This window comes from Allochromatium palmeri, from assembly GCF_009720725.1.
In the GTDB taxonomy this organism is placed as follows: Bacteria; Pseudomonadota; Gammaproteobacteria; order Chromatiales; family Chromatiaceae; genus Thermochromatium; species Thermochromatium palmeri.
Genome location: NZ_WNKT01000002.1, coordinates 59,622 through 73,612 on the forward strand (window position 1 = coordinate 59,622; position 13,991 = coordinate 73,612).

General features: G+C 63.3%; 16 protein-coding genes and 1 tRNA gene. 6 read left to right on the plus strand and 11 right to left on the minus strand.

What is annotated here, in order from left to right:
* The first annotated feature begins 34 nt into the window (after window positions 1–34).
* The 3 genes from GJ668_RS01585 (at window position 35) to ubiA (ending at window position 2,790) form a co-directional block, all read left to right on the plus strand.
* Window positions 35–119 (plus strand) — tRNA-Leu (locus GJ668_RS01585).
* Between the two features lie 353 nt (window positions 120–472).
* Window positions 473–1,822 (plus strand): RNA-guided endonuclease IscB, encoded by a 1,350-nt coding sequence (gene iscB / locus GJ668_RS01590; RefSeq protein WP_155448365.1) that lies wholly within the window; start codon window positions 473–475, stop codon window positions 1,820–1,822.
* A gap of 65 nt (window positions 1,823–1,887) precedes the next feature.
* The gene (gene ubiA / locus GJ668_RS01595; RefSeq protein ID WP_155448366.1) at window positions 1,888–2,790 is read left to right on the plus strand and encodes a 4-hydroxybenzoate octaprenyltransferase; all 903 of its coding nucleotides are present in this window, start codon (window positions 1,888–1,890) and stop codon (window positions 2,788–2,790) included.
* 33 nt (window positions 2,791–2,823) lie between these two features.
* Here the strand turns inward: ubiA and GJ668_RS01600 are convergent, their stop codons facing one another.
* The 5 genes from GJ668_RS01600 to nth are packed head-to-tail and all read right to left on the minus strand — an operon-like array spanning window position 2,824 to window position 6,977.
* Window positions 2,824–3,375, minus strand: a complete 552-nt coding sequence (locus GJ668_RS01600; RefSeq protein WP_155448367.1) for a hypoxanthine-guanine phosphoribosyltransferase — start codon at window positions 3,373–3,375, stop codon at window positions 2,824–2,826.
* The gene (gene nagZ, locus GJ668_RS01605; protein WP_155448368.1) at window positions 3,372–4,454 is read right to left on the minus strand and encodes a beta-N-acetylhexosaminidase; all 1,083 of its coding nucleotides are present in this window, start codon (window positions 4,452–4,454) and stop codon (window positions 3,372–3,374) included. The genes GJ668_RS01600 and nagZ overlap by 4 nt, the downstream gene beginning before the upstream one ends.
* Before the next feature lie 28 nt (window positions 4,455–4,482).
* Complete coding sequence (gene sthA / locus GJ668_RS01610; protein WP_155448369.1) at window positions 4,483–5,880, minus strand: Si-specific NAD(P)(+) transhydrogenase; 1,398 nt, start codon at window positions 5,878–5,880, stop codon at window positions 4,483–4,485.
* Between the two features lie 4 nt (window positions 5,881–5,884).
* Window positions 5,885–6,316, minus strand: coding sequence for a DUF1841 family protein (locus GJ668_RS01615; protein WP_155448370.1), 432 nt, complete (start codon window positions 6,314–6,316; stop codon window positions 5,885–5,887).
* Complete coding sequence (nth, locus tag GJ668_RS01620) at window positions 6,309–6,977, minus strand: endonuclease III (RefSeq protein WP_155448487.1); 669 nt, start codon at window positions 6,975–6,977, stop codon at window positions 6,309–6,311. Before nth ends, GJ668_RS01615 begins: the two co-directional genes overlap by 8 nt.
* Window positions 6,978–7,047: 70 nt before the next feature.
* Here nth and GJ668_RS01625 point away from each other — a divergent pair, with 70 nt between their 5' ends.
* Genes GJ668_RS01625 through GJ668_RS01635 form a run of 3 tightly spaced genes read left to right on the plus strand, consistent with a single transcriptional unit; the run spans window position 7,048 to window position 8,971 of the window.
* On the plus strand, window positions 7,048–7,818 hold the full coding sequence (locus GJ668_RS01625; RefSeq protein WP_155448371.1) for a lytic transglycosylase domain-containing protein: 771 nt from the start codon (window positions 7,048–7,050) through the stop codon (window positions 7,816–7,818).
* Window positions 7,819–7,833: 15 nt separating this feature from the next.
* A complete protein-coding gene (locus tag GJ668_RS01630; protein WP_155448372.1) occupies window positions 7,834–8,280 on the plus strand; it encodes a hypothetical protein in 447 nt (148 codons plus the stop codon).
* Window positions 8,281–8,293: 13 nt separating this feature from the next.
* Window positions 8,294–8,971 carry a YiaD family glycine zipper/OmpA-like lipoprotein gene (locus tag GJ668_RS01635; protein ID WP_155448373.1) on the plus strand — a complete coding sequence of 226 codons (678 nt, stop codon included), beginning with the start codon at window positions 8,294–8,296 and terminating at the stop codon, window positions 8,969–8,971.
* A gap of 53 nt (window positions 8,972–9,024) precedes the next feature.
* Here GJ668_RS01635 and cydX read toward each other — a convergent pair whose 3' ends face one another.
* The 6 genes from cydX to GJ668_RS01665 form a co-directional block, all read right to left on the minus strand.
* Entirely contained in the window at window positions 9,025–9,144 is a 120-nt protein-coding gene (cydX, locus tag GJ668_RS01640; protein WP_155448374.1) for a cytochrome bd-I oxidase subunit CydX, read from the minus strand.
* Between the two features lie 78 nt (window positions 9,145–9,222).
* A complete protein-coding gene (cydB, locus tag GJ668_RS01645; RefSeq protein ID WP_155448375.1) occupies window positions 9,223–10,365 on the minus strand; it encodes a cytochrome d ubiquinol oxidase subunit II in 1,143 nt (380 codons plus the stop codon).
* A 15-nt stretch (window positions 10,366–10,380) separates the two neighbouring features.
* Window positions 10,381–11,985, minus strand: a complete 1,605-nt coding sequence (locus GJ668_RS01650) for a cytochrome ubiquinol oxidase subunit I (RefSeq protein WP_155448376.1) — start codon at window positions 11,983–11,985, stop codon at window positions 10,381–10,383.
* Window positions 11,986–12,186: 201 nt separating this feature from the next.
* Window positions 12,187–12,633 (minus strand): NifB/NifX family molybdenum-iron cluster-binding protein, encoded by a 447-nt coding sequence (locus GJ668_RS01655; RefSeq protein WP_155448377.1) that lies wholly within the window; start codon window positions 12,631–12,633, stop codon window positions 12,187–12,189.
* A gap of 53 nt (window positions 12,634–12,686) precedes the next feature.
* Window positions 12,687–13,094, minus strand: a complete 408-nt coding sequence (locus GJ668_RS01660; RefSeq protein ID WP_155448378.1) for a DUF6858 family protein — start codon at window positions 13,092–13,094, stop codon at window positions 12,687–12,689.
* A 124-nt stretch (window positions 13,095–13,218) separates the two neighbouring features.
* Complete coding sequence (locus GJ668_RS01665) at window positions 13,219–13,926, minus strand: Crp/Fnr family transcriptional regulator (RefSeq protein ID WP_155448379.1); 708 nt, start codon at window positions 13,924–13,926, stop codon at window positions 13,219–13,221.
* Between the last annotated feature and the right edge of the window lie 65 nt (window positions 13,927–13,991).

Consider the following 13,991-nt stretch of genomic DNA (forward strand, 5'->3'; position numbering starts at 1 on the left):
GATCAGTATACTGCCTCGACTCCCTTCACGCCCCGCCCGGGTGGCGAAATTGGTAGACGCAAGGGACTTAAAATCCCTCGACTTCGGTCGTGCCGGTTCGAGTCCGGCTCCGGGCACCATTCATCTTCTATACCGTTTGTGGGGTGTTGTCGACCGACAGGGTGTGGCCCAGGCCCGGCCGCGCCGCAAAGACAGGTCAACTACCCCGGCCTGAAGGCCGGAGCTTGAAAGAGCTGGGTTGACCAGGGAAAGCGGTGAAAACCCGCTGCGTTTGCAACAGGTCGCACAGACCGACTCCGAGGTGCTTCCTCAGCCTCGGACTCTCGAAGACCCGGATCATGCAGGCGAAAGGTAAAGCGTCGAAGGTTCGGGTCGCCGCCGCGAGGCGGGAGCCGGTTGCAGACATTCCCGAGGGGAGCGAGCCGCGAGGCTCCGTCACCAGGCCCGTAAGGGCGATTTTTGGAACCGATTGATGGCTGTATTCGTTCTCGACAAACAGAAACGTCCGCTGATGCCGTGCACGGAGAAACGCGCGCGGCTGTTACTGGAGCGCGGACGCGCGGTGGTCGTGCGTCTGGCGCCCTTCACCATTCGGCTGAAAGATCGAATCGGCGGGGCGATTCAACCGCTGCGCCTGAAGCTCGATCCGGGCAGTCGCGTCACGGGGCTGGCCCTCGTTCGCGAATCCGAGATCTGTGATCCGGAAACGGGCGCGGTCGAGCGCCTGGAGCATGGACTGTGGTTTGGGGAACTGGCGCATCGCGGTCAGGCGATCCGGGAGGCGCTGGAGCAACGGCGACATTACCGCCGGGCGCGCCGCGCTCGCAAGACCCGCTACCGGGCAGCGCGCTTCCTGAATCGCACCCGTCGCGCGGGCTGGTTGCCGCCGTCGTTACAGCATCGGCTCGACACCACCGTCAACTGGGTGGAGCGGCTACGCCGGCTCGCCCCGATCAGCGCCCTCAGTCAGGAACGGGTGAGCTTCGATACCCAGGCGCTCCAGAACCCGGAGATCAGCGGGGTCGAATATCAACAGGGCGAACTGGCCGGTTACGAGGTCCGTGAATACCTGCTGGAGAAGTGGAACCGGCGCTGTGCCTATTGTGGTGCGCGCGCTGTCGCGCTGGAAATCGAACACATCGTTCCACGCGCGCGGGGCGGCTCGGATCGGGTCTCGAACCTGACGCTCGCCTGCCGGCCCTGCAATGTCAGCAAGGGACATCAGCCGATCGAAACGTTCCTCAAGGGCCGTCCGGCGCTCCTGCATCAGATCCAGGCCCAGGCCCAAGCGCCGCTCAAGGACGCCGCCGCCGTCAATGCCACGCGCTGGGCGTTGTTCAACGCGCTCAACGCCACGGGCCTACCGGTCGAGACCGGCTCGGGCGGGCGCACCAAGTTCAATCGCACGCGCCTGGACATCCCCAAAACCCATGCCCTCGATGCCGCCTGTGTCGGCACCGTCGATCAGGTGCGCGACTGGAACCGCCCGGTCCTGGCCATCCGTGCCACCGGGCGCGGGGCCTACAGCCGCACACTCACGTTCAACAACGGCTTTCCGCGTGGCTATCTCATGCGTGAAAAGCGCATCCATGGTTTCCAGACCGGCGATTGGGTCCGCGCCGAGGTGCCCAAAGGAAAGAAGGCCGGCGTGCATGTCGGGCGCGTGGCCATCCGGCGCACCGGCTCGTTCAACGTCCAGACGCCCGGCGGCACGGTCGAGGGCCTTTCGCATCGCTATTGCCGTGTGCTGCAACGCGCCGACGGCTATGGCTACGCCTTTCAACCTAAACCAGACACGGAGGACGCGAGACGGGCGGCCTAACCGCGCTACGCGCGGTGCGCTATCCCTCCCCGCCCTGAAGGGACGGGGTTTCTCGCGCAAGACTGATGAGCGTCCCCGAGCTGAACGTCCAGATCCCGCGTCCATCCAACTGGCGCGATCGTCTCTACAACTATTATCTGCTCGTGCGTCTGCATCGGCCGATCGGCATCTTTCTGCTGATGTGGCCGGCGCTCTGGGCGCTGTGGCTCGCCGGTGACGGACAGCCGCCCTGGTCGGTGGTGCTGATCTTCGTGCTGGGCGTGGTGCTCATGCGTTCGGCCGGCTGCGCCATCAATGATTACGCCGATCGCAATTTCGATGGCCATGTGGCGCGCACCAATCAGCGCCCGCTAGCCACGGGGCAGGTCACACCGCGCGAGGCGCTCGGAGTCTTCATCGGACTGAGCCTGATCGCCTTCGCGCTGGTGCTGCAACTGAACTGGCAGACCATCGCCCTGTCCTTCGTGGCCCTGGCGCTGACCTTCGTCTATCCCTTCATGAAGCGCTTCACCCATGTGCCGCAGCTCTTTCTCGGCGCGGCCTTCGGCTGGGCGATCCCCATGGCGTTCACCGCCGTCACCGGCAGCATTCCGCTCTATGCCTGGGTGCTGTTCGTCGCCACGCTCATCTGGGCGCTCATCTATGACACCCAGTACGCGATGGTCGACCGCGAGGACGATCTCAAAATCGGGATCAAGTCGACCGCCATCCTCTTCGGACGCTGGGATCGGCTGACGGTCGGTCTGTTGCAGATCCTGATGCTCGGGCTGCTGGTCTGGATCGGCTGGGAGACCGGGCGGGGCGCTTTCTATCAGGCCGGACTGCTGGCAGCGGCCGCGCTGGCGGTCTATCAGCAAACGCTGATGCGCCAGCGCGATCCCAATCGTTGTTTTCAAGCCTTCCTGAACAACAACTACTTTGGCATGGCCGTCTTCATCGGTCTGGTGCTCGACTACACCGCCGCCTGAGTGCCGCTCCCCCGTGCCGGAGCGTGTGGATGGCTAAAAATCTTCATCGGCCACGGCGTAGATGCCGGGGGCGTTGCGGAAATAATTCTTGTAGTCCAGTCCATAGCCATAAAGATAGCGGTCGGGTACGCGGATGCCGACCACGTCGGCCTCGCAGGCATGTTCGCGTTCCTTCTCGACCAGCACCGCCGTGGTCAAGCTCGCCGCGCCGTCTTCCTGACACGCCCGCACGATGTGCTCCAGGGTGATGCCCTCGTCGAGGATGTCGTCGAGTATCAGCACATGCTCACCGCGAATGGCCTCGGATGGACGATGACGCCAGTTGAGTTCACCGCCGCGCGTGTCGCCCTGATAGCGGCTGGCATGGATGTAGTCGAGCCGTAGCTGGAAATCGAGCCGGGGCAGCAATAGCCCGGCGACGACAGTCGCGCCGGTCATGACGCAGAGCACCAGCGGATCCTTGTCGGCCAGACGCGCGGTCAGATCGGCGGCCATGCGGTCGAGCGCCGCCTCCATGTCATCTACCGTGGCCAGACATTCGGCGCGGCTGGCGACGGCGGCATAGGTCTGTGGGTCGAGCTTCATGGTGTGGTTCTTGGCTCCGGAGTCGTTGGATCGTCGAGCGGTAGCTCGAACGAGTCATGTGATTCGAGTGCGGCGATATGGCCCAGGGCGCGGCGCCATTCGGGGCTTTCATGCAAGCGGACGCGATCAAGCGGTTTGCGCCCGTGCATCCGCAGCAGCCGCAGACTGGTCGCCGGATCGCGATGGTCCCTGAAGGCTGCGAGGATGGCGGTGGCCGCCGGACGATTGTTGCAGATCAGGAGCATATCGCAACCGGCCGCGGCGGCCGCCTGCGCGCGCTCGACATGGTCGCCGCCGGCTCCAGCGGCCTCCATGTTCAGATCATCGCTGAAAATGACGCCCTGGAATCCAAGCTGCTGGCGCAGGATGTCGCGCAGCCAGATCGACGAGAACCCTGCTGGGCGTGCATCGAGGCGCGGATAGATCACATGCGCCGGCATCATGGCCTCCAGCCCCTGGTCGATGAGACGGCGGAAGGGCACCAGATCCTCCAACTCCAGATCGACGAAAGGCCGCTCGTCGCGTGGCAGCTCGGTGTGTGAATCAGCCTCAATCCCGCCATGTCCCGGAAAATGCTTGCCGACGCTGGCCATGCCGGCCTGACGCGCACCGCGCATCCAGCTCGCCGCCAGCTCGCTGACCGCCTGCGGATCGGCGGCGAAACCGCGATCACCGATCACACGGCTGATGCCGCGATCCAGATCCAGCACTGGTGCGAAGCTGAAATCCACGCCCACCGCACGCAACTCGGCAGCCATCAGCCAGGCGATGGACTCACAGACGGCGCGTGCGTGCGCTGGACGCTGACGATGGAGCTGGCCCAGACGTCCAGCCGGCGGCAGGCGCGTGAAGCCGTCGCGGAAGCGCTGTACCCGTCCGCCTTCCTGATCGACGCCGATCAGCAGCGCCGGCTCACGCAGGGCATGGATAGCCGCCGTCAGTGCCGTGAGCTGCTCGGGCGATTCATAGTTGCGCGCAAAGAGGATGACGCCGCCGACGGCTGGATGGCGCAACAGTTCGCAGTCCTCGGCGCTGAGCGCCGTTCCCGCGAGATCGAGCATGATGGGGCCGAGTGACATTCAGGGCCTCCCTTCGGGGCGTTGACGGTCAAAACAAGCGGTTGAGTCCATTGAGCGCGGCGACCCGATAGGCTTCGGCCATGGTTGGATAGTTGAAGGTCGTCTCGGTGAAATAGCGCAGGCTATTGGCAGCGCCGGGCTGGGACATGATGGCCTGGCCGATATGCACGATCTCGGCGGCCTGCTCGCCGAAGCAGTGGATACCGAGGATCTCCAGCGTCTCGCGATGGAACAGCAGCTTGAGCATGCCGACCGTGTGTCCGGTGATCTGGGCGCGGGCGATGCTCTTGAAGTCGGCCTGGGCGACTTCGTAGGGGATCTGGCTGGCGGTCAGCTCGTGCTCGGTGCGCCCGACTGAGCTGATCTCAGGCACGGTGTAGATGCCGATCGGGAATTCCTCGATCAGCGACCAGTCGCACTGGCCATCGGCGATATGGGCACCGACAAAGCGGCCCTGGTCATAGCTGGCGCTGGCCAGCGCCGGTGGACCCGCCACGTCGCCTACAGCATAGATGTGGGGCAGGGCGGTCTGATAGCTGGCGTTGACGTCGAGCTGGCCGCGCGTGTTGGGCGTCAGGCCGATGTCCTCCAGACCCATGTCCTGAGTGTTGCCGGTGCGGCCATTGGCCCAGAGCAGGATGTCGGTCTTGAACTTCTTGCCTGATGTGCAGTGCAGGACCACGCCGTCGTCACTGGTTTCGACTCGCTCGTGGGTCTCCTCGTGACGGATGACGACGCCCTGCTGACGCAGGTGATAGCTCAGGGCGTCAGTGATTTCGTCGTCGAGATAGGAGAGCAGACGCTCACGGGTGTTGACCAGATTGACCTTCACATCGAGCGCGCCGAGGATGGAGGCGTATTCGCAGCCGATGACCCCGGCGCCATAGATGGTGATCGAGCGCGGCGTATGGCTGAGCGCGAGCACCGTATCGCTGTCGCGCACGCGCGGATGGCCGAAGTCGACCTCGGGCGGACGATAGGGGCGCGAGCCGGTCGCGATGACGATGTGTGCGGCCCGCAGTTCGAGTAGGGTTCCGCCGGGGCGCTCCACCGCGAGTCGATGCGGATCGACGAAACGGGCACGCCCGAAGATCACCTCGACCCGGTTGCGTCTGTAGTAGCGATAGCGGGTGCGAACCTGGGCGTCGATGACGCCGTCGGCGGCGCGCAGCAGATCCGGGAACTCGGCCTCGATCTGATGCTGGGTATGCTGGAAGAGCGGATTGCGTCGATAGTCGGCGAGCATCTGGATCGAATGACGCAGCGCCTTGCTGGGGATGGTGCCCCAATGGGTGCAGCCACCGCCGACGGCCTGATGGGCTTCGATTACGGCCACGCGCTGGCCGGCCTTGGCCAGTTTCATGGCGGCGCCCTCGCCGCCGGGGCCGGTGCCGATCACGATGGTATCGAATTCTCGCTTGGTCATGTGGTTAATCATCCGCAAGGCGCTGGATACAGTAGAGATAGGCGCTGTCATCGAAAGGCACCCGCTGGTGCTGGACACGCCAGATGGCCTCGGCCAGACACTCCATGATGGCGTGCTCGACGCGATGCGGATCGCCGAGACGGGCGAGCAGGCGCTGATAATGATCGCGGATACCGCGTGGCTGGTCGATGCTGAGCTGTTCGAGGATGGCCAGATGCAGGCCGAGGTGGAGAAAGGGGTTGGTCTGGCCCAGTTCGGGTGAAAAATCCTGGTCGAGCGCGCGCTCGCCGTCTTCCAGGAACGGTCGGTATTCGGGATGACGGCGCATGATCTCGACGAGTTGGGATTCGAGCGGCTCCAACGTCTCCTGAGCGTTGGACTTGCGCCAGGCGTCCAGAAAGATCTGGCGGTGCGTCTGTCGGTCGGTGCTAAACATGATCAGTCGTGCTGGATGGATCTCGATGGGTTAGGGACTTGTCCGGATAGTCGCACAGATCGGCGATGAGACACGCGGTGCAGCGCGGCGTGCGCGCGGTGCAGACATAGCGTCCGTGCAGGATCAGCCAGTGATGAGCGTCATGCAGGAACTCGTCCGGGATCTGATCCAGCAGCCCCTGCTCGACCGCCAGTGGCGTCTTGCCGGGTGCCAGTCCGGTGCGGTTGGCGACCCGAAAAATATGGGTATCGACCGCCATGGTCGGCTCACCGAAGGCGGTATTGAGGATAACGTTCGCCGTCTTGCGGCCCACGCCCGGCAGTGACTCCAGCGACGCACGATCGCACGGAACAGCGCCGCCGTGGCGCTCGATCAGGAGCGCGCAGGTCTGGAGGATGTGGCGCGCCTTGGTATTGAACAGCCCGATGGTCCGGATATGCGCCTTGAGTCCGTCCTCGCCGAGCGCCAGGATCGCCTCGGGCGTGCCGGCACGCGCGAAGAGTCCGGACGTGGCCTGATTGACGCTCTTGTCGGTGGCCTGGGCTGAAAGCATCACGGCCACCAGCAACTCGAAGGGCGTGCGATAGATCAGCTCGGTCGTGGGATTCGGATTGGCGGCACGCAGACGGCTGAAGATTTGATAGCGTTGCTCGGCATTCATGGGTTGCATTGTATTCGGGACTGTCGTTTGATGCGTCATCATCGGTCCATAGAGTGATAATGTCGCCTGAATGAACCAAAAACGCGCTTTTAACTGGCTTTTATTGCTTCTGCTGATCCCCCTGTGCGTCTCCGCCGAGACCCCGGCTGTCGATGAGCCAACGGCCAGTCGCACGGTCGAACCGGTACGTCCGGCCTTGCCGACACCGCCGAACCGCCCTCGGCCCAGCCGTGCTGAGGTTCTGGCCATGATCCCGGATGTCGCGCGCCGTCACGGCGTCGAGGAGGCGCTGGTGCGCGCGGTGGTGGCGGCTGAGTCGAACTATAATGCCCATGCCGTCTCGCCCGTCGGCGCCGTGGGTCTGATGCAGCTCATGCCGCCGACCGCCGCCGACTATGGCGTGACCTCGGTGGCGGATCTGTTCGATCCCAGGATCAATCTCAACACCGGCACGCGCCATCTCAAGCGCCTGCTGCGCAAGTACAATGACGACTATGGACGTGTGATCATGGCCTACAATGCGGGCGAGGGCGTAGTCGATCGCACCAACAGCCAGGTCACCTATCTGGAAACGCTCAACTATACCGAAGCCGTCATCCGCAAGTATCGGCAACACGGCGGTACTGCACCGACGCAGGCCGCACTCACTCAGGTCCGGACACTGCGCGGTGTGCGCAATACCGGGCGGGCCCGACGTCTGTTGAAAAAATATCTCGACCCATCACTCTTGTCGCTCAAGGTCAAGCCGACGCTGGATGTGCGCTATCTCAATCCGGCGCTTCATGACGCCGGTCCCGAGAGTCGGCCCATGTTCGAATTGGATACGACCGTCATTCGCTGAAGTCCAGGACAGGATATGAATCAGACGCTCCAAAAATTGCGCCAGATCGCTCAAAACAGCACCATGAGCGATGCGGACAACTTCATCAGACAGCGTGAACTCCATGCCTCCTGCTCGGAACTGGCCGCCCCTCTGGTGCGCGCCTTTCGGGACGTCGAGGGCGAGTTCGTGCGTATTTCCATACTCAGCCGGATCTGGCCTGACGACTATGCGTGCCGCGACGACCGGGTCGCCGGGCTGCTGATGGCCTGGATCGGGCCGGAGTCAGCCCCACATGGGTTGAAGCTGGCGGTGCCCAATGGATTGCTCACCTTCGAGGTCACACTCAAGCGCGACGGTTCGGCGGTCTTCACCTGCGTGCGCGACACCCTCGGGCAGCGCCCCGCGATCATGGACTTCGCCAATCGTGATGACTGGCTGGAGTTTTTTTACAAATCCATCGCCGATCTAGTGGAACTTTGAACAGGAGCAACTGATGACTCGATTGAACACCAGAACACTGGTTCTCTCCGGCGTAGCCGCCACCCTTATCAGCGGCTGTGCCGCCGATGGTTCGGGCCTGACCGAGACTGGGCGTGGTGCGGTCATTGGTACCACCGCCGGTGCGGCGACCGGCGCCATCATCGGCTCGCTGAGCGGCGACGCGGGCAAAGGGGCGCTGATCGGTGCCGTCGGCGGCGCGCTGGTCGGAACCATGGTCGGTTCCTACATGGAGGAGCAGCAGCGCGACTTCGAGCGTCAGCTCGCGCCTGAGATCGCCGGCGGCGTCATCTGGGTGCAAAAGTTGCCCGATCATCAATTACTCGTGCGCATGACCGGCGCGACCGCCTTCGCGGTCGACTCCGATCGCATCCAGCCCGGTTTCTACAGCACGCTCGACAAGATCGCGGCCATCGTCAGCAAGTACGGCAAGACCCAGCTCGCCATCTCAGGGCATACCGACAATACGGGTGCAGCGGCTTACAACCAGACGCTCTCCGAGCAGCGCGCCGCCTCGGTCAAATACTATCTGGAGCAGCGCGGCGTGCTGCCGCAGCGCATCTATTCAGCCGGCTATGGCATGAACCAGCCCATCGCCAGCAACGCGACCGAGGAAGGACGACGGCTCAACCGTCGGGTCGACATTCTCATCATGCCGATCACCCAGGGCTGATCCAACGAAAAAACGCGGCCGAGGCCGCGTTTTTTGTCAGCAGGTGTCGGTAATCAGGACTGACAATCGTCGTCGGCCGTGCTGCGGCACTGATCGGACTCATACCAGAGCACATTGATGATGCCGAAGGCCAGCGCCAGCAGGACGCCGAGTATCCAGGAGAAGTACCACATGGCTCGTTCCTCGATGAATCAACGGATGGCTTGAACCTGTCGCCGGAACGTCGGCTGGGTCCGGCGACAGGGGGCCGTTCAATAGGCCAGATGATCCTGCGCGCGGATCTCTTCGACCGTCACCCGTCGCCACATTTTGGTGTAGGTCCAGGTCGTGTAGGCGATGATCAGGGGCACGAAGATCACCGCCGCCCAGAACATCACCGTCAGCGTCAGATGGCTCGACACCGCATCCCAGGCGATCAGGCTGCTGTTGGGATTGGTGCTCGACGGCATGATGAAGGGGAACATGGCTGCACCGGCAGTCATGATGATCCCGGTCAGCCCCAGGCTGCTGGCGACCAGACCCCAGCCGGCGCGGTTCGACATCGAAGCCAGCACCGCCAGTCCCATCCCCGCAAAGCCCAGCAGCGGGAACACCAGCGTCCAGGGATAGGCCGCGTAGTTGGCCAGCCAGGCGCCGCCATCACGCACCACTTCCTTGGTCAACGGATTGGGCGTGGCATCCAGTGCCGGCATCGAGACCACTGTGTAGCCGTCCACGCCGATGGTTAGCCAGACCCCGGCCAGAGCGAAGGCGACGATGGTTGCCAGACCCGCTTTCTTGGCCATCACCCGGGCGCGACCCGAGACCGGTTCGGCGGTGCGCAGTTGCAGCCAGATGGCCCCGTGCATGACCAGCATCCCGAGACTGATCAACCCGGCGAGCAGCGCAAAGGGATTGAGCAGCCCGAAGAAGCTGCCGCTGTAGTAGGGACGCAGCAGGTCATCGAGATGGAAGGGTACGCCCTGCAACAGATTGCCGAACGCGATGCCGAACACCAGCGCCGGCACGGCACCGCCGACGAACAGCCCCCAGTCCCAGGCATTGCGCCAGACTGGGCTGGCGATCTTGCTCCGGTAGTCGAACCCGACCGGCCGGAAGAAGAGCGCGAACAGCGCCAGCAGCATCGCGAAGTAGAAGCCCGAAAAAGCGGTCGCATAGACCAGCGGCCAGGCGGCGAAGATGGCTCCGCCGGCCGTGATCAGCCACACCTGATTACCGTCCCAGTGCGGGCCGACAGTGTTGATGATGACACGCCGCTCCTCGTCATTCTGACCGAGGAAAGGCAGCAGGGCGCCCACGCCCATGTCCAGTCCGTCAGTGACGGCAAAGCCGATGAAGAGCACCCCCACCAGCACCCACCAGACGAACTTCAGCGTTTCATAGTCGAGGATCATGATTGGATCTCCAGCCTAGTCGAGCGATTTCTGCGGAGCCGTGGCCGGAGTCATGCCACCGGCGTGACTGGGGTCGCGCTCGTGATGATAGCGTCCGGTGTGCAGCGAGCTTGGTCCCAGACGCGCGAACTTGAACATCAGGAACATCTCGATGATGAACAGTATCGTGTAAAAAATGATGAAGCCGGTCAGGCTGATGATGATGTCGTTGGCCGTCAGGCTGGAGACAGCGATCGAGGTCGGCAGCACCTCGCCGATGGCCCAGGGCTGACGTCCGAACTCAGCGACGAACCAGCCGGTCTCGACCGCGATCCAGGGCACCGGGATGCTGTAGAGAAACAGGCGTAGCAGCCAGCGCTTCTGTTCCAGGACACGCTTGGCGTTGTAGTAGAAGCCCAGCAGCAGCAGCAGCAGCATCCAGATCCCGGCCAAGACCATGACGCGGAAGGCCCAGAACAAGGGCGCGACCTCGGGGATGGAATCCTTGACCGCCAGTTGGATCTGCTCCTCGGTGGCCTCGGCTGGATTCTCGGTATAACGCTTGAGCAGCAGACCATAGCCGAGGTCAGCCTTGTGGTCCTCGAAGACGGCCCGATTGGCTGGCGTGTCCTCGCCACCGCGCAGACGTTCCAGATACTGATAGGCAATCATGCCGCTACGGATGCGCACCTCGTGATCGCGCATCAGATCCTTCAGGCCCTTGACTTCGGTGTCGAGCGAGCGGGTGGCGATGAGTCCTAACAGCCAGGGCACCTTGATGGCGTTGTGGGTCATCTCATCCTCGTTGCTCGGGTGGCCATGGAGGGTGAAGGCGGCGGGTGCCGGTTCGGTATGCCATTCGGCCTCGATCGCGGCGAGTTTGACCTTCTGTACGTCGCCAACCTCGTAGCCGGATTCGTCACCGAGCAGAATGACCGAAAAGACGGAGGCCAGACCAAAGCCGACCGCGACCGAGAACGAGCGCTTGGCGAACGCCAGATCGCGTCCCTTGAGCATGTAGAAGGCGCTGATGCCGAGTACGAACATGGAGGCGGTCACATAACCGGCGGCGACTGTGTGCACGAACTTGACCTGAGCGACCGGATTGAGCAGCAGCTCGGTGAAGCTGGTCATTTCCATGCGCATCGTCTCGTAGCTGAACTCCGAGCCGACCGGATTCTGCATCCAGCCGTTGGCGACCAGGATCCAGAGTGCTGAAAGATTGGAGCCAATCGCGGTCAGGAAGGTGACGGTCAGATGCTGGCGCTTGGAGAGCCGCTCCCAGCCAAGGAAGAACAACCCGATGAAGGTCGACTCCAGGAAGAAGGCCATGAGCCCTTCGATGGCCAGCGGCGCGCCGAAGACGTCGCCGACATAGTGGCTGTAATAGGCCCAGTTGGTTCCGAACTGGAACTCCATCGTCAGGCCGGTGGTGACGCCAAGGGCGAAGTTGATACCGAACAGCTTGCCCCAGAACTTGGTCATGTCCCGGTATATCTCGCGGCCGGTCATGACATAGACGCTCTCCATGATCACAAGGATCCAGGCGAGTCCAAGCGTCAGTGGAACGAAAAGAAAGTGGTACATCGCCGTGATGGCAAATTGCCATCGCGAGAGTTCGACCATGGTACTGTCGAGCATGAGCGAGTCTCCTGAGATCCGTGACAGGGTGTCGCGGAGGGTGGCTACATCGACGCTTGCCCCGTCGGGAGCCGGGAGACTCCGACGGGCCGCGCCCGTGGCGAGAGACTATACCGGATTGGGCTTCTCGGAAATAACGTGAATCATTGTTGCTCGACGACGGTGTGTTTGCGCGGATGCCGGGCCGGGTGGACAGAGGGGCTATTTCGGCGTCTCGACCTGGAGCTGAACCTGGGGAGCGGCCGCGCTGGACGCCTGTCCGTGCCGAGGCCCGTGAGCGTGACCGTGCTCATGCGCATGATCGTCGTCATGCGCAGCCGGTGCCGCTAAAGGCCGCCCCGCCGCGAGATCGGCGGCCGCGCTCACCGGATCGGTGGCGCTGGTCGCATGGACGGCGATGCCGTAGCGGGCCAGGCGTGCCCGAAAGCCTTGCCCGGCGCTCTGCGTCAGAATCGCATCGAGTCCGAGCTTGAACAGCGGATGGTCGTCGCCGTGATGATCGTGCAGCGAGAGTCCGGCGGGCAAATCCAGGCGCTCGACCTCGACCGGTTCGTCCTGGCCATCGGCCTCCAGGATGAGAAAACGCCGGGTCTTGCCGGCATGTCCGGTGATGGTGCGAAAATTCTGACTGGTGATGGCAATGCGCATGAAAGGCTCCGAAGTCGCTTTGATCTGTGAAAGGGAGGAGGGTGTCGTCGCATTCAGGCCGCTTCGCGCCGGCCCTTGCACAGACCCATGGCCCAATCCTCCATGACCGCATTGGCTACTGGCATGGGCGTTTCCATGAAGGTGACGAGGAAGCCCTGCTCGGTTTCGGCGATTCCGATCGAGCGTGGCCGGCAGGCCAGCAGTTCGGGCTTTGGCAGCGAGATACCGAAGCAGAACACCAGATTCCGGGCGGCGCGGATGCCCTCGCCGATGTGTCCCTCGGGCAGTGACCGTGTATGGGCGTAGTGATCGAACTCGGCGATGAAGACCGCGCTACGATGCGACTCGATGCAGGTGCGGAAATAGCCGCAGATCGCCTCGACCGAATCGAATGGCGTCTCCTCGCGCGCGATCTCCAGCGAATAGATGGGATATTCGGCGAATGAGAGTGATGGCTTCATGATCGGTCGTTGAGATCCTGGCCGTGGGCGACGGAATCATCTGAGATTAGCGGCTGGACCCTGTACGACGCATTGAAATCGATCAAGTTCGACCACGCCGCCGACTGGAAGCCGATGAGGCGTTTCAATCCTCCGCGAGCCGTCGCAGATTGGGGATGTCGAGCAGGAAGAGATTGGGCGTGGTCTCGACCAGGAGGCTCTGACGCTTGAACTCAGCAATCGTGCGGCTGGCCGTCTCGGTGGTGACGCCGAGCATGGCGCCCATGTCCTCGCGGCTGAAGAGCGGACACTCGCTGGTCTCGCGGTCGCGCACCAGGCGTAGCAGCAGACGCGCCACGCGCTGACGCGCCGAACCGGTCGAGAGTTCGGTCAGCCAGGCATCGGCCTCGGTCAGGGCACGCTGCCAGCGGGCCATGAGTTCATGATGCAGAGCTGGATTGACGCGCCCGAGTTCGCGCACCAGACGTGCCGGGAAGCGGCAGACCTCGGTGGCGTGCAGGGCGACGGCATCATGCTGATAGCGATCGTCGAGCAGCGATTCCAGACCCAGCACATCGGTGGAGCGCACGATCCGCACGATCCGCTGGCTGCCATCGGGCAGATACTGGACCAGCTTCAACATCCCGGTGCGGACAGTGAACAGATACTCGCCGGTGTCGCCGGCCAGATAGAGAGGCGCGCCGGGCTTGAGCGCAAACTGGTCGATCGGCTCATGGATGTGCTCGAAATCCGCTTCCTGCAGGCCGGAGAAGAGCACCGAGGTCCGCAGCGCGCAATGGAGGCAATTGGCCTCGCCGGACCAGGCCTCGCGGAGAGAGACTGTTTTCGTCATCGGTGTCGATGGGCTCCTAATCGGACCGCGTCCACACAAGGGCGGCGCGGCGTCGTGCCTGGGGG

Bases quoted from the DNA above. Each gene is read 5' to 3' on its own strand.
- iscB (WP_155448365.1), top strand. From the start codon at position 473: ATGGCTGTATTCGTTCTCGACAAACAGAAACGTCCGCTGATGCCGTGC.
- ubiA (WP_155448366.1), top strand. From the start codon at position 1,888: ATGAGCGTCCCCGAGCTGAACGTCCAGATCCCGCGTCCATCCAACTGG.
- GJ668_RS01600 (WP_155448367.1), bottom strand. From the start codon at position 3,375: ATGAAGCTCGACCCACAGACCTATGCCGCCGTCGCCAGCCGCGCCGAA.
- nagZ (WP_155448368.1), bottom strand. From the start codon at position 4,454: ATGTCACTCGGCCCCATCATGCTCGATCTCGCGGGAACGGCGCTCAGC.
- sthA (WP_155448369.1), bottom strand. From the start codon at position 5,880: ATGACCAAGCGAGAATTCGATACCATCGTGATCGGCACCGGCCCCGGC.
- GJ668_RS01615 (WP_155448370.1), bottom strand. From the start codon at position 6,316: ATGTTTAGCACCGACCGACAGACGCACCGCCAGATCTTTCTGGACGCC.
- nth (WP_155448487.1), bottom strand. From the start codon at position 6,977: ATGAATGCCGAGCAACGCTATCAAATCTTCAGCCGTCTGCGTGCCGCC.
- GJ668_RS01625 (WP_155448371.1), top strand. From the start codon at position 7,048: ATGAACCAAAAACGCGCTTTTAACTGGCTTTTATTGCTTCTGCTGATC.
- GJ668_RS01630 (WP_155448372.1), top strand. From the start codon at position 7,834: ATGAATCAGACGCTCCAAAAATTGCGCCAGATCGCTCAAAACAGCACC.
- GJ668_RS01635 (WP_155448373.1), top strand. From the start codon at position 8,294: ATGACTCGATTGAACACCAGAACACTGGTTCTCTCCGGCGTAGCCGCC.
- cydX (WP_155448374.1), bottom strand. From the start codon at position 9,144: ATGTGGTACTTCTCCTGGATACTCGGCGTCCTGCTGGCGCTGGCCTTC.
- cydB (WP_155448375.1), bottom strand. From the start codon at position 10,365: ATGATCCTCGACTATGAAACGCTGAAGTTCGTCTGGTGGGTGCTGGTG.
- GJ668_RS01650 (WP_155448376.1), bottom strand. From the start codon at position 11,985: ATGCTCGACAGTACCATGGTCGAACTCTCGCGATGGCAATTTGCCATC.
- GJ668_RS01655 (WP_155448377.1), bottom strand. From the start codon at position 12,633: ATGCGCATTGCCATCACCAGTCAGAATTTTCGCACCATCACCGGACAT.
- GJ668_RS01660 (WP_155448378.1), bottom strand. From the start codon at position 13,094: ATGAAGCCATCACTCTCATTCGCCGAATATCCCATCTATTCGCTGGAG.
- GJ668_RS01665 (WP_155448379.1), bottom strand. From the start codon at position 13,926: ATGACGAAAACAGTCTCTCTCCGCGAGGCCTGGTCCGGCGAGGCCAAT.